Here is a 26,376-nt window from a genome sequence, read left to right as displayed (position 1 = left end):
CACGGTCAGCCATGCTTCCCAACAGTCAGCTTAATAAACCCGCCCCCCAGGCGGGTCAAGGCAAGAAGACAGCCGGAGTTGATGGAGTAAGAGTAATCTCTCCAAGACAAAGGTTTGAGCTTGTGGAGAACATTAAGGGAAATATCAAAGCAAAACCACTGCGACGGGTGTGGATACCAAAACCTGGCAGGGATGAAAAAAGCTGGAATAGGAATACCCACAATCCAAGATAGAGCAAGGCAAGCCTTGGTCAAGTCGGCTCTCGAACCTGAATGGGAATCGAGATTTGAAGGTACAAGCTACGGGTTCCGTCCCGGACGGTCCGCCCATGACGCAATTGGCAGAATTTATATTGCCATAAATCGAGGACAATATTATGTTCTCGATGCCGATATAGCAAAATGCTCTTACCGTGAACCATGATTACCTACTGTCCAAAATTCATTGTCCAAGTAGCCTAAAAAGAGACCTGAAACAATGGCTCAAAGCCGGCGTGCTAGATAACGGTGTATTAGAGGATACAGAAACAGGGACACCTCAAGGAGGGGTAATAAGTCCAATACTCGCCAACATCGCACTGTTGGGAATGGAAAGGCTAGTTAAAGAAATGTATCCTAACAAAGGAACAACCACTCAGATAAACCTTATAAGATACGCCGATGATTTCGTGGTAATCTCAAAAGACCTAGGAATCATTGAACAGTGCAAAACTGCTATCACCGAATGGTTAAAACCTGTAGGATTAGAGATTAAACCCGAAAAGACTCGAATTGGTCACACACTCAAACCTATTGAGTCTAATGGCAAAACAGAAGAACCTGGGTTTGATTTCCTCGGATTCAATATCAGGCAATACCCAGTAGGAAAATATAAAACTGGAAAAACAGGGGGACGTAAGAGCCGATTAATCGGACATAAAACCCACATAAAACCCAGCCCAAAAGCAGTTGCCCACACATAAGCGATAAAAGGTGTAATTAAACAATCTAAAACTGCACCTCAATCAGCCCTGATTAAACATCTAAACCCGATGATTCGGTGATGGACAAATTATTATTCAGCGGTAGTCTCAACAGAGACCTTCAATAAGCTAGACAACATAGTTTGGCAAATGTTACGGGCATGGACAAAATCAAGATGCCAAAAGGCAAGTTACGAAAAGCTAGGAAACTATTTCAGACATGGAATGGTTAAACTTAGCAATGGGAAAGAAAGGCATGAATCTTGGTTATTCCAGACCAAAGATGGAATCCAATTATGGAAACATAAGTGGACTCCAATTGTCAGACACACCCTAATACGCCCGGAAGCAACACTTTATGACGGAAATTGGACTTACTGGGCAAACAGGAAAGGACAAGCAATCGATACGCCAAATAGAGTTGCAAAACTACTCAAGAAACCAAAAGGTAGATGTACCTGGTGTGGGCAATTCTGTACCCCGTCAGACTTTATTGAAGTAGACCATATTGTACCTAGAAGCCAAGGCGGAAAGGATGAATACAAGAATCTTCAACTATTACATCGCCATTGTCACGATGATAAAACAGCTCTTGATGAAGAGATGATGCTGTACTCTTAACAAGGAGACGGTCAAACTAGGAGCCGTATGAGGTGAAATTCTCATGTACGGTTCTGCTGCTGAATGGGAGGGGTAGACCGTGAGGTCTATCTCGACCCCTAATTCAGCAATGAGCGGTCGCCTATGACAAACTTCAGAATTCCAGGCAGTTTGGTATTCACAACTGTCCAGACCCAGATGGTTTTTTTTTGAACCCACAAAAGTCTGAAGCTCATCAATTTGAGCTATTTCAGGAATTTCATAGTTTTCCTCATCACATCTGGGTTTCTGCAACTCTAACCCAGTTAAGTATTGTGTTGTGAGAAATACCAGTGACTCTCTCAATGGCTCGAAATCCCATGCCATTGAGGGACATTTTCACACAAAGCTCTTTGACATCAGAACTGTAACCTCCAGGACAGGGATTTTCTCGAAATTGGCGACCACATTCACGGCACAGGTAACTCTGTTTTCCCTGACGATGACCATTTTTGACTACTTTATGGCTTTGGCAATAAGGACAATCCATCTTGATTTATTTGAGAATATCATTTTCTATTATGCAACACCAGATTGTGAGTAATATCTGAGTAGTTAGGTACGACTATCGGGTTAAGGCAATTGCCACAATGGTAGATATATGTGCGAGACGTTTAGGAGTCAAATAAGGCTGCAATGCCTGAAATAACCTCCTAGTAGGTACTTCCACCCCTTGGTGGAATATAAGGGACTCGTACCCTGACCATCCCATAACTGTTTATATGCCCCAACGCTTGGAGAAATCTAAGCAAGGCAGGGGACTCAAGGTCAAGACAGAATGTTTGAACGGTGGAAGTAATGACCCACCTAGTATAGCAGGAAGTTGAGAGTAACGGCGATAGCCACCCCCAGTTTTAGGATTCACAACCCGTCAGATTGAAGCGGGGAACGGAAGGCGTGAGGTAGAACCTACTACCAAGACGCGACCACTGCCAACCATCCATGATTAGGGAAACCTAATGTCCGGCTTGAACCATCGTAACCATTGGGCAGCGAAACAGGTTGATACGCTGCGTTCAAAAGAACATGGGGAAAAGTGGGAGTTTTTATATACTACCCAGAAGCAACGTTTCGTTGTGCACAGACCTTTAATGTACCCCGGTGGAAAGGACAAATCTAAAGATGGAATGCCCGTATAAACGGAACGTTTAAACCCCTTTTAGGCTCTCGACAAGTACATCTTGTTGAGTAGTGAAAGTGTAATCGTATGCCTTTAAGGGGAAGGGATGTGACTGAAAGCCAAGGCCTAATTGTAATGGTTAGGATATGCCCACTAGTCACGGTGTAGATATAGTTACTGCAATCAACAGGAGTTTAACGGCGAAAGCGAGTTTAAACACTACGATGTTGTATTTAGCTCCAAAAGTTGAAGTACAAAAGCAGGGGTTGGTAACCCTGTTCCCGTTGCCAAGGGGTATCTACATCAGGAGCCGTGTGATGCGAAAGTATCAAGCACGGTTTTGAATGGGAGTGGGGGAAGGCGACTTCCATCTCGACCCCTACCCAGTCTTTTTCAAAAAAAGCCAGTAATCGGACTTGAACCGATGACCGTCCGCTTACAAGGCGGATGCTCTACCACTGAGCTATACTGGCTTGGGGTAAAGCTGGAATGATGATTTCAACCACTCAACCGACCCACTGTTTCTTAGTATATCATAGTTTTCTAAATTTGTTCCAAATAATTTAATAAATCTGCCATTTCTTGAGGATTAGGCTGAAACTGAGGCATGGGAGGGGTTTTGCCACTAACGACCTGTTGAATAATACTAATTTGTGATTTTCGTTGGGAAATGTCCTCCAGGTTTGGACCGATTTGATGTTCGACTTGGCTAACATGACATCCCGCACAGTTCATCTCAAAAATAGCGTGTCCTCGGGTTGGGTCTCCGGTTAGTGACAACACTTTTTGAATGTAGGGATCGGAAATTTTCACGGAACTGACTCCCCAGACCCAGAGGAGAATAACCACCATCAGCCCTAGGGCAACCAAAGCCACTCGCTGGATGATCTCGGTTATATGAGTGTTGGCAATATGGTTATCCAAAGCTACACGAATACACGAATCTACAAAAAACTTTACTTGTTCACTGTACAGCTTAATACTTTCCGGGGTTGAGGGCAAGTGGCGATCGCTCAAGGTGGAATTTATCGGTGGAATCTGTCAGAGCTAAATTTAATCCAAGATTAATTCAACATTTACGGGCCATGCGGTATAATGTTTCGGAAGGTGCGAGACGTTTAGGAGACTAAACAAGGCTGTAATGCCTGAAATCACCTCCTAGTGGGGAATCCAATCCCTTGCTTGGATATAAGAAGCTCGCTTCTGACCATCCCCATAACTCTTTATATGTCCCGACGCTTGGAGAAATCTAAGCAAGGCAGGGAACTCAAGGTCATAAACAAACTGAGAAATCAGGGAGTAGAGAGTGCGAAATGTTGAGGAGACCAAATAAGGCTGTGATGCCTGAAATCACCTCCTAGTGGGGAAGCCAGCCCCGAGTCTGGATAAGAGGTCGGAGCCTAGAACCATTCCCCATAACTGTTTATACGTCCCAACGTTTGGATTGAACCCCCAAACAAGGCAGGGAACTCAAGGTCATCAAACAAACTGTTTTGAATGGGAAGTTATGACCCCATGATAACAATGAGTAGAGAGTGCGAAATCTTTAGGAGACCAAATAAGGCTGTGATGCCTGAAATCACCTCCTAGTTGGGAAGCCAGCCCCGAGTCTGGATAAGAGGTCGGAGCCTAGAACCATTCCCCATAACTGTTTATACGTCCCAACGTTTGGATTGAACCCCCAAACAAGGCAGGGAACTCAAGGTCATCAAACAAACTGTTTTGAATGGGAAGTTATGACCCCATGATAACAATGAGTAGAGAGTAACGGCGATAGCCACCCCCAGTTTGAGGAATCATAACCCGTCAGATTGAAGCGGGGAACGGAAGGCGTGAGGTAGAACCTACTACCAAGACGCGACCACTGCCAACCATCCATGATTAGGGAAACCGAATGTCTGGCTTGAACCATCGTAACTCTGTAGTAGCGAAATAGGTTGACACGCTACGCTCAAAAGAACAAGGGGAAAAGTAGGAGGCTTCTTTACCTACCTGCACAGACCTTTAAAGTACCCCGGTGGACAGGACAAATCTCAAGATGGAATGCCCGTATAAACGGAACGTTGTAACCCCTCTAATGCTCTGCCTATAAACAAGTGAGTAATGCTATTCACAAGGCAGTAGTGAAAAATGTAAGCGCATGGTTAGAGGGTAAAGGATGTGACCAGAAGCTAAAGCCCAATTGTCATGGTGGGGATATGCCCACAGGTCACGGTATGGATATATAGCACAAGACAGTAAAGTTAGGACGTATAATGGAGAGGACGAGATGACTAAGAAGACCAAAAATGCCAGCCCCCTATAGTTACGACCTCAGACAAAAAGTTATTGATGCAATTGAACTAGACGGTATGCCCAAAACAGAAGCCAGTCAAGTTTTCCATGTCAGCCGGAACACCATTAATCTCTGGCTGCCAAGAAAAGCACAGACCGGAGACTTCCTCCCTAAACCTAATCACCGACCTGGCAATAACCACAAAATTACCGACTGGCAAAAATTCAAGGCTTTTGCCCAAGAGCATGGCGATCAAACCTCCGCTCCAATGGCTGAACTTTGGGATGACGACATCTCTCCTCGCACCATATCCAGAGCCTTGAAGAAAATTGGCTTCACCAGAAAAAAAAACTTACGGCTACCAAGAACGTGATCAGCAACAGCGAGAGGAGTTTATTGCTCAGATTGAACATATGGAGCCACAAGAAGTGGTCTACCTCGATGAAGCCGGCATGAATAGTCAGGACTCGGATTACCCTTATGGTTACTGCGAGGAAGGAAAACGCTTCGATGCCCTCAAATCAGGGAAGAGGCAGGGCAGGGTGAGCTATATGGCCGCATGGTGTCATCAACAACTCTTAGCCCCCGATCGCTTTGAGGGTTGTTGTAATCGGACAGTGTTTGAGTTGTGGTTGGAGTTCATCTTAATTCCAACACTGAAGCCAGGTCAGACTCTAGTGCTAGACAATGCAACGTTTCATAAAGGGGGACGGATTCCTGAGCTAGTGGAGGCGGCTCAATGCCGTTTGCTCTATCTACCACCTTATTCGCCAGACCTCAACAAGATAGAGAAATGTTGGTCGTGGTTGAAAGCCCGCATTCGCCATTGCACGTGAGCAGTTTGATTCTCTCGATGATGCCATGGATTCTGTTCTCAAGGCTGCGTCCTAACCGTATTGACTAGTGCTATAGGTTGTATCTCGGAGCCTTCCGTTCCCCGCTTCAATCTGACGGGTTGTGATTCCTGAAACTGGGGGTGGCTACCGCCGTTACTCTCAACTTCCTGCTATACTAAATGGGTTCATAACGTCCATCTTTCCAGCATTCTGTCTTGACCTTGAGTCTTCCTGCGTTGTCTGGTTGTCGAAGCCAGAGGTTGGGACACATAGATAGTTATGGGATGGTCAGGGTTACTTAGCTATCACATTAAGTCCCTTATATTCTACCAAGGGGTAGAAGTCCCACGAGGAGGTTATTTCAGGCATCGCAGCCTTATTTTATCTCCTAAACGTCTCGCACGCAATAGTAGGTTGTACCTAGTCCCGGACTTTTGTAGTTTGAGAGTCACTCCTTTGGGACATTCCCCCTTAAAGTCTTGATAGGCTTTCAGGAATCTAGCGTAACTCTCATCATAGTTACCCTTTCCCCCCACTGTAGGGAGTTTAGCGGCGTTACTCATTTTTTACTCACTTGTTACTCTACTACGGTTTTGAGTAACACCTAAGCAGCGGTAGAATAGGGGTTATAGGCTATGTATTAGGTTCAAGTCCGATTACTGGATTTTTTTGCTGTCAGTAGTGCGCCTGAGTCACTGATAAATAATCAAAAATTACCCGCCCCTCTCAACTGACCGCCCCCCAATATTGCCTTTGAGGGGGGGTACAGATTAAGCTAGAGCAGGTTAGCTAGGTTGGCTGAAAGGAATATCAAAGATATTAGCTGGCAGACGCGAGATTTTCAGCTACAAAGTCCCAGTTAACCAGATTTTCGATAAAGTTATCGATGAAACCTGGCCGCGCATTTTGGAAGTCCAGATAGTAGGCGTGTTCCCAAACATCGAGAGTTAGCAGGGGAGTTTTACCCTCAACCATGGGGTTAACAGCATTAGCAGTCTTGGTAACTTTCAGTGTGCCATTATCCAGGACTAGCCAAGCCCAACCACTACCGAACTGGGTAGCCGCTGCGTTCTTAAATTCTTGAATGAATGCGTCAAAGCTACCGAAATCTGCTTGAATCTTGTCAGCCAAAGCTCCTGTAGGTTGACCACCACCATTGGGCTTGAGGCACTTCCAGAAGAAACTGTGATTCCAGACTTGGGCAGCGTTATTAAATATACCAGACTTAGAAGGATCATTGTAAGTGGCTTTGATGATCTCTTCCAGGGACATATTAGCCATGTCTGTACCTTCAATAGCAGCATTAAGGTTTTTGACATAAGCTGCATGGTGCTTACCATGATGGTAGGATAGAGTATTAGCGGACATTTTGCTAGACTCTAGTGCATCCTGATCAAAAGGTAAACTGGGAAGTTCAAAAGCCATTGTGTTTTCTCCTCTCTCAAATATCTAGGCTTCTCGATTTGTCTTGAACGGGACAAATTTATGAGCGAGCCTACATAAAACTTTACAATATCCTGATCATATACCATCAACGGTCACTAAAACAAATCTAGTCGGGCTAACTTTGGTTTGTGAAGGTCTGCCCCCTCGGCTTATCTCCTACCCGGCGGCAGGTAAACCCCAGTATCTTGGTGCAATTAGTTTTGAGAATACCGCGCTTTAATGCCCATTTAGGGGATGGTTCTGCATTCAGGGATGATTCCCATCGGCTAACTTACTAAACCCGCCGGGCGGCTTGTCAAAGTCAATTATTTTTGGCCTGCAATTGTGGAACCAGAGGTTCAGCGGGATTAATCCTTACACCGGGACAGGGAGCGATCGCATCGGAGCCATATTGCATCCCCAACCCGGAGCGCGCGCCATGATTTTGTGGGGCAGGCAGTGGCCAAAGTAGCCAACGACTCTGAGGGGAAAGGCTCATGATACTGTCAGAATTTTGAGTAATCCAAATCAGTGGAACATCAGGGCGGTCAATGGTGCTATTAGATTGACCCGCCATAACCCCAGCCAAAACGGAGAGAACGCCCCAATTGCCTTCCACCAGTCCGTCGGAGGCAGTCCATAGCCGTACATTAAGTTGAGCGCGACGAGCGTAGAAATAAAGAGAAGCAGCCACAGAAACGGCGGTTTCAAAATCGGCATGGTCCCAAGAAAATGCACTATCAAGACAAATAACTACTTCCTGACCCCCAATAGCGACCTCCAATTCTCGGACTCGTAGATCCCCATAGCGAGCACTAGAACGCCAATGAATCAGTCTAGTAGGGTCGCCGATACGATAAGGGCGTAAAGTGCGAGTAATGCCTTCTGTGGCTTGATCAAGGCGAAAGCAAGAGTAAATCTCTGGACCTTGGTCTACTTCAATGCTATCAACAATAGGACAAGCAGTTAAAGGCAATACGGTGGGATAAACAATAGCTGTAGCAGGAACTTGGCGATCGCGACTACACCAAAATAACCCCAGGGGAGAAGCCGATCGCAGTCTCACCCCAGACCAATGGTAAATCCCCCGGCGTTTAGTAATACGGGAATATTTCCAGTGATAAACTTGTCCGGGTCCAATAACATCAATAGACTCCGATGCATCTCCCAACTCTGTGGGGAGGCGATCGTAAATTTGAAATAGGGGACAAGATTTTTTCGACTGGTTTTCGATTTCCAGTTCAAAAGTGAGGCGCGAGCCCACACTGACCGGAGTAATAGGGTAGCGGCGAACCTGAAGGGGACGAAGACTCCGCCCTGGCAGAATTGCCGCCGCCAATAACAAAGCCAACCCCATACCACTAATCACATACAGCCACCCTGCCATAGTATTAGTAGCAGCCCCAAAGAAAAAAACCGTCATAAACCCTAACAGCCAACCAGGATAAGCCGGAGTTACCCAGTTACGTTCTAACCAATTAGTAATTTTGCGTTTTGACCCCATAACATAATATCGCGCCGCTCACACCAGGATAACCAAAGTTCAACAAAAACTCCAGAAGTTTCCGGTTTCATCAGAAAAACTGGAAACAGTCTATAATTTTGGCGATCGCCGAAATAGCCCACAACCAGGAACCATCGCGCCTACTGGTTAGCTGAGTGTCAATTTTGAGCAATTGGGCTAACATGAGATACTCAATGCTATATTCTATAATTTGGTGCGAGACGTTCAGGCATGAAATAGGGTTGCAATACCCGAAATAACCGCCTGGTGGGGACTTCAACCCCTCGGTTGAATATAAGGAGCGCACTCCTGACCATCCCCATAACTGTTTATATGTCCCAACGTTTGGTATAGAAATATACAAAACAAGGCAGGGAACTCAAGGTCAAAACGCAAAACCGGAAATCTTAACGATTCCTTAACAATTGCGTTAAGAGTAACGGCGATGTGCGAGACGTTTAGGAGTGAAATAGGGCTGCAATGCCTTAAATAACCTCCTAGTGGGACTTCCACCCCTTGGTGGAATATAAGGGATTCGCACCCCTGACCATCCCATAACTATCTATGTGTCTCAACATCTGGCTTCGACAACCAGATAAGGCAGAGAGACTCAAGGTCAAGACTGAGCGAAAAAAAGAGGGGAGTTGTGAACCCCTTGAGTATAACGTAAGGTTGAGAGTAACGGCGATAGCCACCCCCAGTTTTGGGAATCATAACCCCAGGATTGAAGCGGGGAACGGAAGGCGTGAAGTAGAACCTACTACCAGAGGCGACCACTGCCAACCATCCATGATTAGGGAAACCGAATGTCCGGCTTGAACCATCGTAATACTCTAGTAGCGAAATAGGTTGATACGCTGCGCTCAAAAGAGCACGGGGAAAAGAAGGGGTATATTACCACCACCTTCACAGACCTTTAAAGTACCCCGGTGGATAGGACGAATCTAAAGATGGAATGCCCGCATAGATGGAACGTTTAAACCCCTCATTGGCTCTCAAGTGGCAGGATGTACTTGTGGAGTAGCGAAAAGTGTAAGCGTATGCCTTTAAGGGAAAAGGATGTGACTGAAAGCTAATGCCTAACTGTAATGGTTAGGATATGCCCACTAGTCACGGTGTGGATATAGAGACCACAACAACTAAGAGTGTTATGACGAAAACGAGTTAATGACTACGTGTGTATATAGCTCCGAAAGTTGAGGTCATAAAGCAGGGGGTTGTAGCCCTGTTCCCACTGACAAAGGGGTATTCACATCAGGAGCCGTATGAGATGAAAGTCTCAAGTACGGTTTTGAAGTGGAGTCGGGGAAGGTGACTTCCCTTTCGACCATAACAGCCACCCCCAGTTTTAGGATTCACAACCCGTCAGATTGAAGCGGGGAACAGAAGGCGTGAGGGAAAACCTATTCCCAAAAATCCGACCACTGCCAACCATCCATGACTAAGGAAATCTGAATGTCCGACTTGAACCATCGTCACTATTAAGTAGCGAAATAGGTTGACACGCTGCGCTCAAAAGATCAAGGGGAAGAGTAGGAGGATTGTTTCACTACCTACACAGACCTTTAAAGTACCCCGGTGGATAGGACAAATCTAAAGATGGAATGCCCATATAAACGGAACGTTGTAATCCCTCTAAGGCTCTAACAATCTGGTCGAGATAGTTAGAAGTGACAAATGTAAGCGAATGCCTTTGAGGGGGTGAGATGTGACCAAAAGCCAACGCCTTATTGTAATGATAAGGATATGCAGACGGGTCACGGTTTGATTGTAAAGAATAGAGTCTAGTAGGAGTTACTATGACGAAAGCGAGTTTAAAGAAAGGATTTGAGAAATCAAGACCAATCAAGACGTGCGTTTGTATGGAAACATATTCCATGGGCGAAAGTCCAGAGAAAAGTTTTCAAGCTCCAAAAGAGGATATTTCAAGCAGCTAAATCGGGACAAGACGCAAAGGCACGAATGTGGCAACGTCTATTGGTGAAGTCATATTATGCCCGACTCTTAGCAGTGCGGCTGTAGGGGCGGGTTCCACGGTCAGCCATGCTTCCCAACAGTCAGCTTAATAAACCCGCCCCCCAGGCGGGTCAAGGCAAGAAAACTGCCGGAGTTGATGGAATGAGAGCAATCTCCCCAAGACAAAGGTTTGAGCTTGTTAAGAACATTAAGGGAAAACTCAAAACAAAACCGCTACGATGGGTGTGGATTCCAAAACCCGGTAGGGATGAGAAAAGCGGGAATGGGAATACCCACAATCCCAGATAGAGCTAGGCAAGCCTTGGTTAAATCGGCACTCGAACCTGAATGGGAATCGAGATTTGAAAACACAAGCTATGGGTTCCGACCCGGACGGTCAGCCCAAGATGCAATAGCCAGGATTTACCTGAGTATCAACAAAGGTGAATATTTCGTGCTAGATGCAGGTGCGAGACGTTCGGGTATGAAATAGGGCTGAAATGCCCGAAATAACTACCCGGTGAGGATTCCAGCTCCGAATCTGGATATAAGGAGACCTCTCCTGAGCATCCTCATAACTGATTATATGTCCCGACGCTTAGGTAACTAAGCAAGGCAGGGAACTCAAGGTCATAAACGAACTGAGAAATCAGGGAGTAGAGAGTAACGGCGATAGCCACCCCCAGTTTTGGAAATCATAACTCCAGGATAGAAGCGGGGAACGGAAGGCGTGAGGTAGAACCTACTACCAAGACGCGACCACTGCCAACCATCTATGATTAGGAAGACCGAATGTCCGACTTGAACCATCGTAAAGCACGAGCAGCGAAATAGGTTGACACGCTGCGCCCAAAAGGGCAAGGGGAAAAGTGGGGGATTCTGCATTCTACCCACACAGACCTTTAGAAGTACCACGGTCGATAGGACAAATCTAACGATGGAATGCCCATATAATCGGAACGTTGTAACCCCTCTAATGCTCTGCCCATAAACAAGTGAGTAATGCAATTCACAAGGCAGTAGTGAAAAATGTAAGCGCATGCTTAGAGGGCTAAGGATGTGACCAGAAGCTAAAGCCCAATTGTCATGGTGGGGATATGCCCAATTGTCACGGTGTGGATATAGATACTGCGGTCAGTAAGAGTATAATGGCGAGGACGAGTTTAAAGACTACGTGCTGCATATAGCTCTGAACATCGAAGTAAAAAGCAGGTCTGTTGATTCTGCTCCTTTGACAAAACAGGGTATCCACACCAGGAGCCGTATGAAGGGAAACTTTCACGTATGGTTCTGAATGGGAGGGGATGGTGGTGACTCCATTCTCGACCCCTAACACATAGCCAAATGCTCTTACCGTGAACCATGATTATCTACTTTCCAAAATTCATTGTCCAAGCAGCCTGAAGAGAGACCTGAAACAATGGCTCAAAACAGGAGTGCTAGATCATAGCGTATTCGAGGATACTGAAGCAGGGACACCTCAAGGAGGGGTAATAAGTCCAATACTCGCCAACATCGCACTGTTGGGAATGGTTAGGTTAATTGAAACAATGTATCCCAAGAAAAAAGGAACGGTTCAAGCCACCTCAATAAGATACGCCGATGATTTTGTTGTGATATCTCCATCACTTGAAATCATTGAACAGTGCAAAATTGTTATTTCCGAATGGCTAAAACCTGTAGGACTAGAAATAAAACCCGAAAAAACTCGAATCTGTCATACGTTCAAACCTATTGAATATGATGGAAAAACAGAGGAGCCAGGGTTTAACTTTCTAGGATTCAAGATCAGGCAATACCCTGTGGGTAAATATAAATCTGGGAAATTAGGGGGAAGAATAAAAGGAGGTTTTTTATTCAATAAAACCCCCCACAAAATGTTAGGTTTCAAAACAAACATTAAACCCAGTAACAAAGCAATTAAATACCACACAGAAGTGATAAAAGGTGTAATAAAACAACTTAAAACAGCACCTCAATCAGCCCTGATAAGCAAACTAAACCCAATTATTCGGGGATGGTCAAACTACTATTCAGGGGTGGTCTCATCCGAGACCTTCAATAAGCTAGATAATAAAATCTGGCTAATGTTAAGGACATGGACAGTATCAAGATGCGGAAAGGCAAGCTACGAAAAGCTAAGAAACTATTTTCGACAAGGAACGGTTAAACTTAGCAATGGGGTGCGAGACGTTCAGGCATGAAATAAGGTTGAAATACCTGAAATAACCGCCTGATGGGGACTTCAACCCCTTGGTTGAATATAAGGAGCGCACTCCTGACCATCCTCATAACTGTTTATATGTCCCAACGTTTGGTATAGAAATATACAAACAAGGCAGGGAACTCAAGGTCAAAAACGCAAAAATGGAAATCTTAATGATTCCTTAACAATTGCGTTAAGAGTAACGGCGATGTGCGAGACGTTTAGGAGTGAAATAGGGCTGCAATGCCTTAAATAACCTCCTAGTGGGACTTCCACCCCTTGGTGGAATATAAGGGATTCGCACCCCTGACCATCCCATAACTATCTATGTGTCTCAACATCTGGCTTCGACAACCAGATAAGGCAGAGAGACTCAAGGTCAAGACTGAGCGAAAAAAAGAGGGGAGTTGTGAACCCCTTGAGTATAACGTAAGGTTGAGAGTAACGGCGATAGCCACCCCCAGTTTTGGGAATCATAACCCCAGGATTGAAGCGGGGAACGGAAGGCGTGAAGTAGAACCTACTACCAGAGGCGACCACTGCCAACCATCCATGATTAGGGAAACCGAATGTCCGGCTTGAACCATCGTAATACTCTAGTAGCGAAATAGGTTGATACGCTGCGCTCAAAAGAGCACGGGGAAAAGAAGGGGTATATTACCACCACCTTCACAGACCTTTAAAGTACCCCGGTGGATAGGACGAATCTAAAGATGGAATGCCCGCATAGATGGAACGTTTAAACCCCTCATTGGCTCTCAAGTGGCAGGATGTACTTGTGGAGTAGCGAAAAGTGTAAGCGTATGCCTTTAAGGGAAAAGGATGTGACTGAAAGCTAATGCCTAACTGTAATGGTTAGGATATGCCCACTAGTCACGGTGTGGATATAGAGACCACAACAACTAAGAGTGTTATGACGAAAACGAGTTAATGACTACGTGTGTATATAGCTCCGAAAGTTGAGGTCATAAAGCAGGGGGTTGTAGCCCTGTTCCCACTGACAAAGGGGTATTCACATCAGGAGCCGTATGAGATGAAAGTCTCAAGTACGGTTTTGAAGTGGAGTCGGGGAAGGTGACTTCCCTTTCGACCATAACAGCCACCCCCAGTTTTGGGAATCACAAACCCAGGATTGAAGCGGGGAACGGAAGGCGCAAAGTAGAACCTACCACCATAGGCGACCACTGCCAACCATCCATGATTAGGGAAACCGAATGTCCGGCTTGAACCATCGTAATGAGTAAGTAGCGAAATAGGTTGACACGCTGCGCTCAAAAGAGCAAGGGGAAAGAGTAGGAGGATTCTTTTACTTACCTACACAGACCTTTAAAAAGTACCCCGGTGGATAGGACGAATCTAAAGATGGAATGCCCATATAAACGGAACGTTTTAAGTCCTCTTAGACTCTGATTATCTGGTCGAGATATCAGTAGGAATAAGTGTAACCGCAAGTCTTAGAGGATGTGAGATGTGACCAGAAGCCAACGCCCTACTGTAATGGTAGGGATATGCTAACAGGTCACGGTTTGATTGTAAGAATAGAGTCTAGTAGGTGTACAAATGGCGATAGCGAGTTTAAAGAAAGGATTAACCAATCAAGACTACGAGCAACGCATGGAGGACAATCCCGTGGACCAAGGTTCAACGGAAAGTTTTCAAGCTCCAAAAGAGTATATTCCAAGCAGCTAAATCGGGACAAAATGCAAAGGTAAGAAGGTGGCAACGTCTATTGGTGAAATCATATTATGCCCGGCTCTTAGCAGTGCGGCTGTAGGGGCGGGTTCCACGGTCAGCCATGCTTCCCAACAGTCAGCTTAATAAACCCGCCCCCCCAAGCGGGTCAAGGCAAGAAAACAGCCGGAGTTGATGGAGTAAGAGCAATCTCTCCAAGACAAAGGTTAGAGCTTGTCAAAAACATTAAGGGAAACCTCAAATCAAAACCACTGCGAAGGGAGTGGATTCCAAAACCTGGCAGGGATGAAAAAAGCTGGAATAGGAATACCCACAATCCAAGATAGAGCAAGGCAAGCCTTGGTTAAGTCGGCTCTCGAACCTGAATGGGAATCGAGATTTGAAAGCACTAGCTACGGGTTCCGTCCCGGACGGTCAGCACAAGATGCAATAAGCAGGATTTACCAGAGTATTAACAAAGGTGAATACTACGTGCTAGATGCGGATATAGCGAAATGCTTTGACCGAATAAACCATGACTACCTACTGTCCAAAATTCATTGTCCAAGCAACCTAAAAAGAGACCTGAAACAATGGCTCAAAGCAGGCGTGCTAGATAACGGTGTATTTGAGGATACAGAAGCAGGGACACCCCAAGGAGGGGTAATAAGTCCAATACTCGCCAACATCGCACTGTTGGGCATGATTAGGTTAATAGAAACAATGTATCCCAAGAAAAAGAACAGGGTGCAAGCCAATGTCATAAGATACGCCGATGATTTCGTGGTAATTTCAAAAGACCTAGGAATCATTGAACAGTGCAAAACTGCTATTTCTGAATGGCTAAAGCCTGTTGGATTAGAGATTAAACCTGAAAAAACTCGAATCTGCCATACACTCAAATCTATTGAGTATAATGGCAAAACAGAGAAACCCGGATTTGATTTTCTAGGATTCAACATTAGGCAATATCCAGCAGGAAAATATAAATCTGGGAAAACAGGGGGAATGGCAAGCCGATTAATCGGTCACAAGACCCACATTAAACCCAGCCAAAAAGCAGTTGCCCACACAGAAGTGAGAAAAGGTGTAATCAAACAATATAAAAAAGCACCTCAATTTGCCCTGATAAATAAACTAAACCCAATTATTAGGGGATGGTCAAACTATTACTCAGCGGTAGTCTCAACAGAGACCTTCAGGAAACTAGACCTCATAATCTGGCAAATGTTACGGGCATGGACAGTATCAAGATGCGGAAAGGCAAGTCACGAAAAGCTAAGAAATTATTTCAGACATAGAACAATTAAACTTAGCAATGGGAAAGAAAGGCACGAAAATTGGCTGTTCAAAACCAAAGATGGGTTACATCTGTTCAATCACAATTGGACTCCAATTACCAGACATACCCTAATACGCCATGAAGCAACACTTGATGACGGAAATTGGACTTACTGGGCAACCAGGAGAGGACAAGCAATCGACACGCCAATCAGGGTAGCAAAACTACTCAAAAAACCAAAAGGTAGATGTACCTGGTGTGGGCAATTCTTTACCCCATCAGATTTAATTGAAGTAGACCACATTGTACCTAGAAGCCATGGCGGAAAGGATGAATACAAAAACCTTCAACTATTACATCGCCATTGTCACGATGATAAAACAGCTCTTGATGAAGAGATAATGCTGTACTCTTAACAAGGAGACGGTTAAACTAGGAGCCGTATGAGGTGAAAGTCTCAAGTACGGTTTTGAATGGGAGGGGATGGAGGGAGGTGACTCCATTCTCGACCCCTTCTAAAGAAAGACATGAATCCTGGTTATTCCAGACCAAGGATGGACTCACATTATGGCAACATAAATGGACCCCAATTGTCAGACATACCATAATACGCCCTGACGCAACACCATACGACGGAAACTGGACTTACTGGGCAACCAGGAAAGGACAAGCAATTGGAACGCCAAATAGGGTAGCAAAACTACTCAAGAAGCAAAAAGGTAGATGTACCTGGTGTGGACAGTATTTCGCACCATTGGATTTAATTGAAGTAGACCACATTGTACCTCGAAGCCTAGGCGGAAAGGATGAATACAAAAATCTTCAACTATTACATCGCCACACCCGCGATGATAAAACGGCAATAGATAACGCCAATGCTGTATCCTTAACAATGGAACAATCAGATTAGGATCCGTGTGCTGGGAAACTCGCAAGCACGGTTTTGTATGGGAGGGGGAGATGGCGACATCTCTCTCGACCCCTACTAGCTAACAGGAGAAAAACTGGTCTAAGCTAATTATCAAGTTTAAAACCCTGTAGCTTTGTTTTCTGGAAGGAGTGGAATCAGCGTGTCATTAACAAACGTAACAGTCCGAGGTAGACAAAGGCTTGAGTCGCCACCGTCAGGCTTATTTGACTTCATCCAGTCAGTAAGCAAAGTTACCGCCGGAACCATATTGGGTACAACCATGTTAGCCAGTTCCGTGGTGGCAGGAGGGCTGGTGGGTCTAGCCGTTAGTTTCCGTAACTTACCAGACGTAAGGGTATTACAAAACTATATTCCCACCGAAACCACCCACATCTACGATATTGAGGGTAGACACTTAGCCAGCCTTCACGACGAAGCCAACCGAGAAGTAGTTTCTCTTGATGAAATATCCCCCCATGCAAAACGGGCGGTATTAGCTATTGAAGATAGCCATTTTTATGATCATCGGGGGATATATCCCACGGGGATAGTGCGAGCTATGCTTGCTAACCTGGAAAGGGGGAAAACGGTAGAGGGTGGTTCGACCATAACCATGCAGTTGGTGAAAAACCTGTTTTTATCCCCCAGTAGAACCATTAGCCGAAAAGCCGCTGAGGCGGTAATGGCAATTCGCCTCGAACAAATTTTAGACAAAGACGAAATCCTAGAATTATACCTAAATCAGGTTTACTGGGGTCATAACCTGTATGGGATTGAAACAGCCTCCCAAAGCTATTTTAACAAACCGGCATCAGAGCTGAAATTATCTGAAGCGGCGATGATTGCTGGTTTAATTTCGGCACCAGAAGACTATAGCCCCTTTGCAAATTATCAACTAGCTAAACAACGACAGGCTCAAGTGCTTAACCGCATGGTAGAGCTAAATTGGATTACTCCAGAAGAGGCGGCTGAGGCGCGAAAAGAACCCCTATTAGTGGGTAGGATCACCTCCTTTAGAACCAGTGAATTACCATACGTGACGGAAGCGGTGGTTCAGGAGTTAACTAGGGAGTTTGGTCGTGATGCGGTGCTGAAAGGGGGAATGCGGGTTCAAACGACCATTGATTTGAATTTCCAGCGCATGGCAGAAAGAACGGTGAGGGAATGGCACGATCGCCTTTATTATCGAGGAGTATATCGCGATCGCAATAACGGTCAAATCGCATTAGCCGCCGTAGATCCCACTACCCATTTTGTCAAAGCTATGGTGGGAGGGTCTGATTATAATAAAAGCCAGTTCAACCGAGCTATTCAGGCTCAACGGCAACCTGGATCAGCCTTTAAGCCGTTTGTTTACTATGCCGCCTTCGCTACAGGTAGATATGCTCCTAGTACCATTGTTCAAGATACCCCTGTTAGCTATCGCGACGGCTCTGGGTTTTATTCACCCCGAAACTATGGCGGCGGCTTCTCGGGCGCTGTGACCATTCGTTCAGCCTTAGAGACTTCCCTGAATATTCCGGCGGTCAAGCTGGGTCAATCTGTGGGACTCAATCAGGTAATCGAGATTTGTCGCCTCCTGGGAATTACTAGCCCTATGGAGCCGGTAATTTCCTTACCACTCGGATCTGTGGATCTCACACCGATGGAAATGGCTGCATCTTTTGCTACTTTTGCTAATGACGGTTGGCATTCTGACCCGACTTTCATTGTACAAGTCACTGATAGCCAGGGAAATGTCTTGCTTGACAATACCCCATCACCTCGCTTAGTTCTGAATCAGTGGGCGGTAGCCTCCCTAAATGATGTACTGCAAGGGGTAATTACCAGTGGTACTGCCACCAGCGCCCGACTAGGACGACCAGCAGCGGGCAAAACTGGGACTACATCCTCCGAACGCGATGTCTGGTTTGTGGGTTATACTCCCCATTTATCGACGGCGGTTTGGGTTGGTAATGATGACTTCACTCGATTGGCTAGGGGAGTAACTGGGGGAACTGTGGCGGCTCCGGTATGGCGGGACTTTATGAGTCGTGCCTCTGTGGGTAAACCTCAAACTGGTTTTACTCCGGCTTCAAATTTTCCCCGCCCTTAACCGGATGGGCAACAGGTGAGATTGAGATCGTACAATAGAATAAAGCCCCCAAATCATACTCGGTCTTGAGTTGAGCCTCCGGGACTAATCTCGGAGGTATTGGGTTTTCTGAATTAGGATGTTTGCGCCATGAATCTAAATACTTCTTCGACCTCTAGTGTACCAAGCAAAGTAGAGGTTTCTATCCATATTGATTCTGAATTATTGGATCAGGTCAAGCACTTGACTAATGATCCAAGTAAGGTGATTGAAACCGCTCTCCGACAATGGTTGCGGGGAGAACGCCCAGAAGATGATTTGGCTTTGAGTCTACAACGTAACCCTCCCGTGCCACCCCGGGGGGAGTGGAATGATTGAACAAAAAGAGCGACGCACTCGGTCCACCTGCCGGCGGCGAGGTGGGGAGAGCTTGATCAAAAATCTAGCATAGCCGGCGTGTTTGACCATCAAGGTGGCTTGATGGTCATTGAGTTGGAGTTGGGGGCGGAAAGCCTGGTAAACCACGGTGCGATCGCCAGATGTCTCCGGGCTAAATGTGTCTGTTGACATTGTACCCGAATACGAGTACAATGGGCCAGGAGGGTTGTATTTAAACCTTAATTGGCGATCGCCACATTATGTTGAGAGCTTTGCAGGCAACTGCCTTCACCGTTATTGGTGATGCTGTACTTACCCTATTGCGCTGAGTTTTGAGCGTTTTAGGAAGGTTAAATGTTGCACAACAATTCTGATCTACCATTATCAGGCTTTGGGGATATTTTACCCGGTTTGGATGCCGACCTAGTTTTTATTCAGAACCAATCGGGGGAGTATCTACTATTTTCTTGGCGACAATGCGATCGCCATCCTCTTCCTGTTGACCAAATCACAGGAACTAATATGGCAGATACATTTAAGCCTCTGGTACTGACCCCCTATCAAGAAAGAATCGACCGGGTGATCACCAGCTTAATACCAGAGCGTTTCAGTTATCCATTTTGTTATGAAGAATACTATTTTCCCCTGGAACTGATTGTCAGTCCCATATTAAAATCTAACGGCAGTGCTACCCATGTCCTGGTGATGGGGCGATTACTAGAAAATTCTCAACTGAATCTCAGCCCTAATCACAGTGAACTGATTGCCTACCGCGCCTTACCATCTAATTTTGATATCCAGCAAAAAATGCTGGTTCAAATTGCCGGAACCCTTTGCCGTAGCGTTCCCCCCACTTCTCAAATTTATCAAACTATTCTCGGCCAAATTACTCAAAAAATTCGCCGCACTCTGGATTTAAAAGAGATTTGGCAACAAACTGTTAACAGTCTGGGTCAGGTTCTTGGTGTCAGTCGCTGCATTATCTGTCCCTATCGCAGCACCTCTGATAAGTCTACCCAAGTGGTGGCTGAGTACCGCCAAGAAGATATCCCCATGATGTTGGGTTTAAATCTATGGAGTGATTCGGAATTAGGTTGGGCTCAAGCCTTAGCCACTTTAGAACCGATTATCATTGAGCGCAGTGCCCCTGAAAATGACCCCTATCAACGTCATTCGTTGATGGTGATTCCTACTGCTTATCAAGAGCAACCTAATTCTTTGATTTCCCTGCATCAATGCGATCGCACTCGCCAGTGGACGGCGGCGGAAATAGATTTTGTCCGGGAGTTGGCTACTCATGTAGGAACGGTGATCGCCCATGCTACTCTTTATCAGGAGTTAGAAGAAGCCAGACTCGAAGCTGTGGCTCTTTCTCGCCTCAAAAGTGAGTTCCTCGCCAATACTTCCCACGAACTCAGAACTCCCCTCAACGGTATGATTGGCTTCCTTCAATTAGTCTTAGATGGTATGGCTGATGACCCAGAGGAAGAACGGGAATTTATCGAAGAAGCCCATCAAGCTGCTATTCATCTCCTGAATTTAATTAATGATGTTTTGGATATTGCTAAAATCGAAGCGGGCAAAATGGATATTGAACTCGCTTTGGTCAAAGTTGATGAAGTCCTCAGAGAAATTGAGCATTTTATTCGCCCTCAAGTTGAGCAGAAAAATTTGAAACTAACCATTCAAACGGAGGCTGGCAATAGTCAAATTATTGTTTATGGTAACTATCAACGTATCTTACAAGTGATGCTAAATTTGGTGGGAAATTCCATTAAATTTACTCACAAAGGAGGGATTAATATTAGTCTAGGAATTATCCGCGAAAATGTGATTATCCAAAATCAACAATTTCCGGGATTTGTGGAGTTTAGAGTTGTGGATACTGGTATTGGTGTCCCCATTGAAAAGCAAGATAGATTATTCCAGGCTTTTTCTCAGGTTGATAGTGGTTACACTAAGCAATATGGGGGGACGGGACTGGGTTTAGTTATTTCTCAAAAGCTGGTCCAAGCTATGGGAGGTAAGGTTAAGTTTTACAGTTTGGGTGAAGGCTTAGGCTCAACTGTTACTTTCACTATTCCTCTCTATCAAGAACCATAATATCAATTACCAAGAGATAGGGGGTTGACAACCTCCGAAATATCATGCTATTATTTTGATATATGATTTTATAATGACAATCTAACCTTGTAAAATAAAATTGCGACTATTCCCATTATCTAAAATAATACCACAAGCCAACCGGAAAAGCAACCCCCCCAGCTTCCCAGGGGCAATTTTTTTTTGTTACAAAACTTAACAATAAATTTACAAATCTCATTGTTGCAGTAAGCGTTGATAGTCCACTACTCGACAAATGCGCCATTCAGGTAGTATTGTGGCTCCTATATGTTGGTAAAATGCGATCGCCGATTGATTCCAGTCGAGGACAGTCCACTCTAAGCGCCCACACGGACGTTCTAGGGCGACTTTAGCCACCTGTTGGATTAAGGCTTTCCCAATGCCTAAACGTCGATATTCAGGCATAACAAATAGGTCTTCTAAATGAATGCCGGGTTGAGTCAAAAAGGTGGAAAAGTTATGAAAAAACAGAGCAAAGCCTACGGGTTTTTGCTCCCATTCGGCGATAATGACCTCAGCCATTGGTCGATCGCCAAATAGATGCTGTTGCAAAGTTTCCAGATCTCCAGTGACTTGGTGGGAGAGTTTTTCATATTCAGCCAAAGCCTGAATTAAAGCCCAAATGACCGGAACATCATCAACAGTAGCAGGACGGATAATGAGTTGAGGAGGCATAGTTACTTAGAAGTTGACAACTGATTTTAATCGGTTTGACATGGGGAGGAGTTAGCTAGTTAGCAGTCTGCTCAAAAAAAAGTAAAGATTCTTAGAGTTTAATCTAGGCCTAAAATGGTTATAATGGCTTCACTTTGTAGTTAAAGTTACCATCACACTATGTCACAACCGACGATCGAATCAATTTTACACGAGAAACGGTTATTTAATCCGTCCGAGGACTTCTCCAAACAGGCCCGGATTAAGAGCATGGAAGAGTACCGGGAACTCTACGAGAAAGCCAAAGCTAACCCGGAAGCGTTTTGGGCAGAATTAGCGGAAAATGAGTTGCACTGGTTTAAAAAATGGGATCAGGTGCTGGACTGGCAGCCACCTTTTGCGAAGTGGTTTGTGGGGGGCAAAATTAATATTTCCTATAATTGCCTCGATCGCCATTTGACTACCTGGCGCAAAAATAAGGCGGCTTTAATTTGGGAAGGGGAACCGGGAGACTCTCGGACTCTGACCTATTCCCAACTACATCGGGAAGTTTGCCAAATGGCAAATGTGATTAAACAGTTGGGAGTCAAAAAAGGCGATCGCGTTGGGATTTATATGCCCATGATACCAGAGGCGGCGATCGCCATGTTGGCTTGTGCGAGGATTGGCGCACCCCATACCGTCATTTTTGGCGGTTTCAGTGCCGAGGCTCTAAAGGACCGCCTGGAAGATGCCGAAGCTAAATTGGTGATTACTGCTGATGGTGGTTGGCGCAAAGATGCGATCGTACCCCTAAAAGAACAGGTAGATAAGGCTTTACAAGCTGGTGCGCCTAGTGTTGATAACGTTTTGGTCGTACAGCGCACTGAGCAAAAAATCCAGATGGAACCCGGACGGGACCACTGGTGGCATGACTTGCAACAAAATGCTTCCGGGCAATGTCCCGCCGAAGAAATGGATAGCGAGGATATGCTGTTTATCCTTTACACTAGCGGGACTACTGGCAAACCCAAGGGAGTTGTACACACTACTGGTGGCTATAATCTTTACAGTCACATTACTAATCAGTGGGCTTTTGATTTACAGGATACTGATGTTTACTGGTGTACCGCTGATGTGGGTTGGATTACTGGCCATAGTTATATTGTCTATGGGCCTTTGTCCAATGGGGCGACAACTTTGATGTATGAAGGGGCTCCCCGTGCTTCTAATCCCGGTTGTCTGTGGGATGTGGTAGAAAAGTATGGCGTGACTATTTTCTATACTGCTCCTACTGCTATTCGAGCTTTGATGAAAATGGGTGAAAGACACCCTAATGCTCGTGATTTGTCTTCGTTGCGGATTTTGGGTACGGTGGGAGAACCGATTAACCCAGAAGCCTGGATTTGGTATAACCGCGTCATTGGTCAAGGAAAATGTCCCATTGTTGATACTTGGTGGCAAACGGAAACGGGGGGTTTTATGATTACTCCTCTTCCTGGTGCGACTCCTACTAAGCCGGGTTCGGCTACTTTGCCTTTCCCTGGAATTATTGCTGATGTGGTTGATACGGAAGGGGAACCTGTTACTAATAATTCTGGGGGATATTTGGTGGTGCGTCACCCGTGGCCGGGTATGATGCGGACTGTTTATGGCGACCCGGAGCGCTTCCGCCGTACTTATTGGGAGTATCTACGACCTAAAAATGGCGATTATGTCTACTTCGCTGGTGATGGCGCTCATCGAGATGAGGATGGCTATTTCTGGGTGATGGGCCGGGTTGATGATGTGATTAATGTTTCTGGTCATCGCTTGGGGACTATGGAGGTTGAGTCGGCTTTGGTTTCTCATCCGGCTGTGGCTGAGGCGGCGGTGGTTGGCCGTCCTGATGAAGTCAAGGGTGAGGAAATTGTGGCTTTTGTTACTCTTGAAGGCGATCGCCAACCTGATGAAGCCTTGGAAAAAGAGTTGAAGCAGCACGTTGTTAATGAAATTGGAGCCTTGGCGCGTCCCGGGGAAATTCGCTTTTCTGATGATTTGCCTAAGACTCGTTCGGGTAAAATTATGCGGCGTTTATTGCGATCGCTTGCTTCGGGTCAGGAGATTTCTGGGGATACTTCCACTCTCCAAGATCGCACCGTTCTCGAAAAGCTGCGCGGTGGCGCTTAGTTGAGCAACTTCCTGGTTAATTAAGCCGGGAATTTCTCAACCACAATTTTGGTGCGTCAGTCCGCTCATTTCCCCATCGGGAAATCATTATTAATTGCTATGACGCACCCGATCACTTTTTTGATTTTTTCGTCAACACGCAAATCCGCCCGGCTGCAGGGGTTGACAGGGAGCCGAAATTTTGCTAACATATTAGCATCAAGTTACATAATCGAAATATATGCTAATTTGTCAAAAATGCACAGATTCCCATTATATTAAAAGTGTACTGTCAAGAGCCCCAAAAGTCAAGCCCCTACCCCCAAAAAGCAAAATTTTTTAACATTTCTTAACATTTGATTTTTTCGTCAACATTTCAGGTCATCTGGGGAGAGTTGAAAGGGGGGATAATTATATGCGCGGGAAATTCTGGTCAAACTTTGATACCAATTATTGATAGTTTGTTGAGGGGGATAGGGACTATAATTGCGGGACTGTCTGAGAAATTGGAGCATCTGATGTTGGTCTTGAGTATGATAGGTTAAAGCAGCTAACCAAACCAGGACTTGATAGCGACAGAGGGGTTGTAGGGGACGCATCCAGTCCCGTAGGGTAGGACGGGAAAAGTAATTTTCAATGAGTTGATTACAGTCCGAGGTGAGGATGGCGATCGTATATTGTTTAAAGCTATAATCAGTAGAGACTCTTATAGTCGGTTTTCGTAAACAAATTCCCGCAGCGCCATGGGATGCTAAATTTAGCAATAAATCTATAGTAGCAGCATAGGGAGACAGACCAGAATCAAACCCTCCCCAGCGTTTAACCCAGGAATTTCGGAATAAAATAGCACCAGTTTCAACCAATCGCAACAGGTCCGTTAACATCCAGATATGAAAACCATGTAAACCGTCGCGACCCTGTAAAATTGGCGCAAGATTATCGTAAGGCTGAACTTCCGAAATTAGCTGATTTTCCTCCCAAATTTCCCAACCAGAGAATACCATTTCCAGCGAACCCGCACGATTTTCAAAAGCATCTATCTGGTCAGACAAACTATTAGGTAGTAAAGTCGAACCCCCATCTAAAAACAGGATAAATTCTCCCCTAGCCATTTCCAAGCCTCGGTTTCTAGCAGCCACAATTCCCTCGCCACATTGACCAACATATTGCAAAGATTTTCCATAACCTTCTAGGACTTCCGGGGTGTTGTCCGTCGAACCGTTATCAATCACAATAATCTCGCAACCATCAATATTTTGATTCAGGATACTATCAAGAGTTGTTGGTAAAGTTGAACCATCATTATCACTACAAACAATAATACTAACCTGTGGAGAATTAGCCACCGTCGCGGGGATTAAGTAATCAGTAGCATCCGCACTATTTCCCGCGAAATGTCCTTGTAAAAGGCTTTGATTTTGCTTCGCTTCCCTTCCGTGAAACGCTTCGATGCGGTTTCCCCGAAGATGTCCGTAGTCATGATTTTGGTGAATAATAGTAATAGTTTGACTCGCGTTAATTACCGGATATCCTTGTTTTAACGCTTCTCCCACCATCCAATTATCCCAACCCGGACGACCAATAGCAAAAGCCGGAATTTGTTTAAATAGAGGCTTAGGAAATACAAAGTAATCTAACGCACCGATACCGCTAAATATTCCCGCTGTATTGATTTCATCATGTAACTCTTGTTCCCAGTTAGGGTTATCGAAATTAACAGGTTGGTGAATATCCAAATTCCAACGTCGTCCCACCATCAGAAACTGAGGGTAATTAGCATTCACCTGTTGAACCGTAGGGAGAAAATCCCTAGTTAAGATAATATCCGAGTTAATATATGTTAAAACCCCGTGGGAAGCGTGATTATGTACTTGGCTAAAAATATCATTAAGCAGAGGTGTTCCATATTCGTTAACTTGGATATTCCGAATATGTCTCAGGTTCAATTGACTAGCGACTTCTGCGGTTCCCTTCTCATCACCCAATAAGATAATTTCCGGTCTCGGAACCAGTTTAGTCCAACTGGTAATCGCATTACGTTGAATCATTCCCACACTTCCCACAAAGGATTTAGGAACCGCAAAAATAGTCAGGTTAACAGTAGGTTGAATATTATCAAAAATCCAGAAATGACGTTTTTTAGTTCCCATAGAAATTGACTGATATTACAAATCCTCTGTTCGTCTAATTTAGCCCTAAACACCTGGGAGAGTTAGGTGAGATAGTAGGTGGGT

20 protein-coding genes, 1 tRNA gene and 6 pseudogenes are annotated in these 26,376 nt (G+C 45.2%); 18 read left to right on the top strand and 9 right to left on the bottom strand.

Annotated features, from left to right (window positions below; genetic code table 11):
* Positions 1-11 precede the first annotated feature (11 nt).
* From N39L_RS19110 to N39L_RS33345, 4 genes are all read left to right on the top strand, one after another.
* Entirely contained in the window at positions 12-233 is a 222-nt protein-coding gene (locus N39L_RS19110) for a hypothetical protein (protein WP_014275811.1), read from the top strand.
* Positions 193-423, top strand: a complete 231-nt coding sequence (locus N39L_RS19105) for a reverse transcriptase domain-containing protein (RefSeq protein WP_014275812.1) — start codon at positions 193-195, stop codon at positions 421-423. The genes N39L_RS19110 and N39L_RS19105 overlap by 41 nt, the downstream gene beginning before the upstream one ends.
* Positions 413-961 carry a reverse transcriptase domain-containing protein gene (locus N39L_RS33350; RefSeq protein WP_014275813.1) on the top strand — a complete coding sequence of 183 codons (549 nt, stop codon included), beginning with the start codon at positions 413-415 and terminating at the stop codon, positions 959-961. The genes N39L_RS19105 and N39L_RS33350 overlap by 11 nt, the downstream gene beginning before the upstream one ends.
* 150 nt (positions 962-1,111) lie before the next feature.
* Positions 1,112-1,582 carry an HNH endonuclease gene (locus tag N39L_RS33345; RefSeq protein ID WP_491625039.1) on the top strand — a complete coding sequence of 157 codons (471 nt, stop codon included), beginning with the start codon at positions 1,112-1,114 and terminating at the stop codon, positions 1,580-1,582.
* Between the two features lie 104 nt (positions 1,583-1,686).
* Here the strand turns inward: N39L_RS33345 and N39L_RS19095 are convergent.
* The 3 genes and pseudogenes from N39L_RS19095 to N39L_RS19085 form a co-directional block, all read right to left on the bottom strand.
* Positions 1,687-2,090 (bottom strand): annotated as a pseudogene (locus tag N39L_RS19095) (IS1 family transposase); the annotation flags it as partial.
* Between the two features lie 1,031 nt (positions 2,091-3,121).
* A tRNA-Thr gene (locus N39L_RS19090) sits at positions 3,122-3,193 on the bottom strand.
* Positions 3,194-3,263: 70 nt separating this feature from the next.
* Complete coding sequence (locus tag N39L_RS19085; protein WP_082824574.1) at positions 3,264-3,737, bottom strand: c-type cytochrome; 474 nt, start codon at positions 3,735-3,737, stop codon at positions 3,264-3,266.
* Positions 3,738-5,008: 1,271 nt separating this feature from the next.
* Between N39L_RS19085 and N39L_RS19080 the strand changes: the two are divergent.
* Positions 5,009-5,886: pseudogene (locus tag N39L_RS19080) on the top strand (IS630 family transposase).
* Positions 5,887-6,187: 301 nt separating this feature from the next.
* Here N39L_RS19080 and N39L_RS19075 read toward each other — a convergent pair.
* The 3 genes from N39L_RS19075 to N39L_RS19065 form a co-directional block, all read right to left on the bottom strand.
* Positions 6,188-6,394 carry a hypothetical protein gene (locus N39L_RS19075; protein WP_062945835.1) on the bottom strand — a complete coding sequence of 69 codons (207 nt, stop codon included), beginning with the start codon at positions 6,392-6,394 and terminating at the stop codon, positions 6,188-6,190.
* A gap of 256 nt (positions 6,395-6,650) precedes the next feature.
* On the bottom strand, positions 6,651-7,256 hold the full coding sequence (locus tag N39L_RS19070; RefSeq protein ID WP_006615995.1) for a superoxide dismutase: 606 nt from the start codon (positions 7,254-7,256) through the stop codon (positions 6,651-6,653).
* Positions 7,257-7,578: 322 nt separating this feature from the next.
* On the bottom strand, positions 7,579-8,760 hold the full coding sequence (locus tag N39L_RS19065) for a DUF58 domain-containing protein (protein ID WP_062945834.1): 1,182 nt from the start codon (positions 8,758-8,760) through the stop codon (positions 7,579-7,581).
* 564 nt (positions 8,761-9,324) lie between these two features.
* Here N39L_RS19065 and N39L_RS19060 point away from each other — a divergent pair.
* From N39L_RS19060 to N39L_RS19000, 11 genes and pseudogenes are all read left to right on the top strand, one after another.
* Positions 9,325-9,579: a hypothetical protein gene (locus N39L_RS19060; RefSeq protein ID WP_035735762.1), complete on the top strand. Its 255-nt coding sequence runs from the start codon at positions 9,325-9,327 to the stop codon at positions 9,577-9,579.
* Between the two features lie 1,008 nt (positions 9,580-10,587).
* Positions 10,588-10,782 carry a reverse transcriptase N-terminal domain-containing protein gene (locus tag N39L_RS19055; protein ID WP_082824573.1) on the top strand — a complete coding sequence of 65 codons (195 nt, stop codon included), beginning with the start codon at positions 10,588-10,590 and terminating at the stop codon, positions 10,780-10,782.
* A gap of 21 nt (positions 10,783-10,803) precedes the next feature.
* Positions 10,804-11,025 (top strand): hypothetical protein, encoded by a 222-nt coding sequence (locus N39L_RS19050; protein ID WP_014274215.1) that lies wholly within the window; start codon positions 10,804-10,806, stop codon positions 11,023-11,025.
* A complete protein-coding gene (locus tag N39L_RS19045; RefSeq protein ID WP_071941189.1) occupies positions 10,985-11,209 on the top strand; it encodes an RNA-directed DNA polymerase in 225 nt (74 codons plus the stop codon). The genes N39L_RS19050 and N39L_RS19045 overlap by 41 nt, the downstream gene beginning before the upstream one ends.
* An 862-nt stretch (positions 11,210-12,071) precedes the next feature.
* Positions 12,072-12,899, top strand: a pseudogene (locus N39L_RS19040) (reverse transcriptase domain-containing protein); the annotation flags it as partial.
* 350 nt (positions 12,900-13,249) lie between these two features.
* The gene (locus tag N39L_RS19035; protein WP_035735762.1) at positions 13,250-13,504 is read left to right on the top strand and encodes a hypothetical protein; all 255 of its coding nucleotides are present in this window, start codon (positions 13,250-13,252) and stop codon (positions 13,502-13,504) included.
* 492 nt (positions 13,505-13,996) lie between these two features.
* Positions 13,997-14,149, top strand: coding sequence for a hypothetical protein (locus tag N39L_RS19030; protein ID WP_162097038.1), 153 nt, complete (start codon positions 13,997-13,999; stop codon positions 14,147-14,149).
* Between the two features lie 333 nt (positions 14,150-14,482).
* Positions 14,483-16,288, top strand: a pseudogene (locus tag N39L_RS19015) (reverse transcriptase N-terminal domain-containing protein); the annotation flags it as partial.
* Between the two features lie 104 nt (positions 16,289-16,392).
* Positions 16,393-16,785, top strand: a pseudogene (locus tag N39L_RS19010) (HNH endonuclease); the annotation flags it as partial.
* A 160-nt stretch (positions 16,786-16,945) separates the two neighbouring features.
* A complete protein-coding gene (locus N39L_RS19005; protein WP_014276068.1) occupies positions 16,946-18,880 on the top strand; it encodes a transglycosylase domain-containing protein in 1,935 nt (644 codons plus the stop codon).
* Positions 18,881-19,009: 129 nt separating this feature from the next.
* Complete coding sequence (locus N39L_RS19000; protein WP_006617421.1) at positions 19,010-19,237, top strand: type II toxin-antitoxin system CcdA family antitoxin; 228 nt, start codon at positions 19,010-19,012, stop codon at positions 19,235-19,237.
* Positions 19,238-19,294: 57 nt separating this feature from the next.
* Here the strand turns inward: N39L_RS19000 and N39L_RS18995 are convergent.
* Positions 19,295-19,384 (bottom strand): annotated as a pseudogene (locus N39L_RS18995) (RNA-guided endonuclease InsQ/TnpB family protein); the annotation flags it as partial.
* A 207-nt stretch (positions 19,385-19,591) separates the two neighbouring features.
* On the opposite strand from N39L_RS18995, the gene N39L_RS18990 reads away from it, so the two are divergent.
* Positions 19,592-21,340 carry a sensor histidine kinase gene (locus N39L_RS18990; protein WP_014276067.1) on the top strand — a complete coding sequence of 583 codons (1,749 nt, stop codon included), beginning with the start codon at positions 19,592-19,594 and terminating at the stop codon, positions 21,338-21,340.
* Between the two features lie 216 nt (positions 21,341-21,556).
* Here N39L_RS18990 and N39L_RS18985 read toward each other — a convergent pair whose 3' ends face one another.
* Entirely contained in the window at positions 21,557-22,036 is a 480-nt protein-coding gene (locus N39L_RS18985; RefSeq protein WP_006617423.1) for a GNAT family N-acetyltransferase, read from the bottom strand.
* A 159-nt stretch (positions 22,037-22,195) separates the two neighbouring features.
* On the opposite strand from N39L_RS18985, the gene acs reads away from it, so the two are divergent.
* Positions 22,196-24,163, top strand: coding sequence for an acetate--CoA ligase (acs, locus tag N39L_RS18980; protein ID WP_006617424.1), 1,968 nt, complete (start codon positions 22,196-22,198; stop codon positions 24,161-24,163).
* A 347-nt stretch (positions 24,164-24,510) separates the two neighbouring features.
* On the opposite strand, the gene N39L_RS18975 is transcribed toward acs, so the two are convergent.
* Positions 24,511-26,292: a glycosyltransferase family 2 protein gene (locus N39L_RS18975; RefSeq protein ID WP_014276066.1), complete on the bottom strand. Its 1,782-nt coding sequence runs from the start codon at positions 26,290-26,292 to the stop codon at positions 24,511-24,513.
* Between the last annotated feature and the right edge of the window lie 84 nt (positions 26,293-26,376).

The sequence above is a fragment of the Limnospira platensis NIES-39 genome, assembly GCF_026000695.1.
GTDB lineage: Bacteria > Cyanobacteriota > Cyanobacteriia > Cyanobacteriales > Microcoleaceae > Limnospira > Limnospira platensis.
This window is presented reverse-complemented; position numbering and strand designations above follow the sequence as displayed.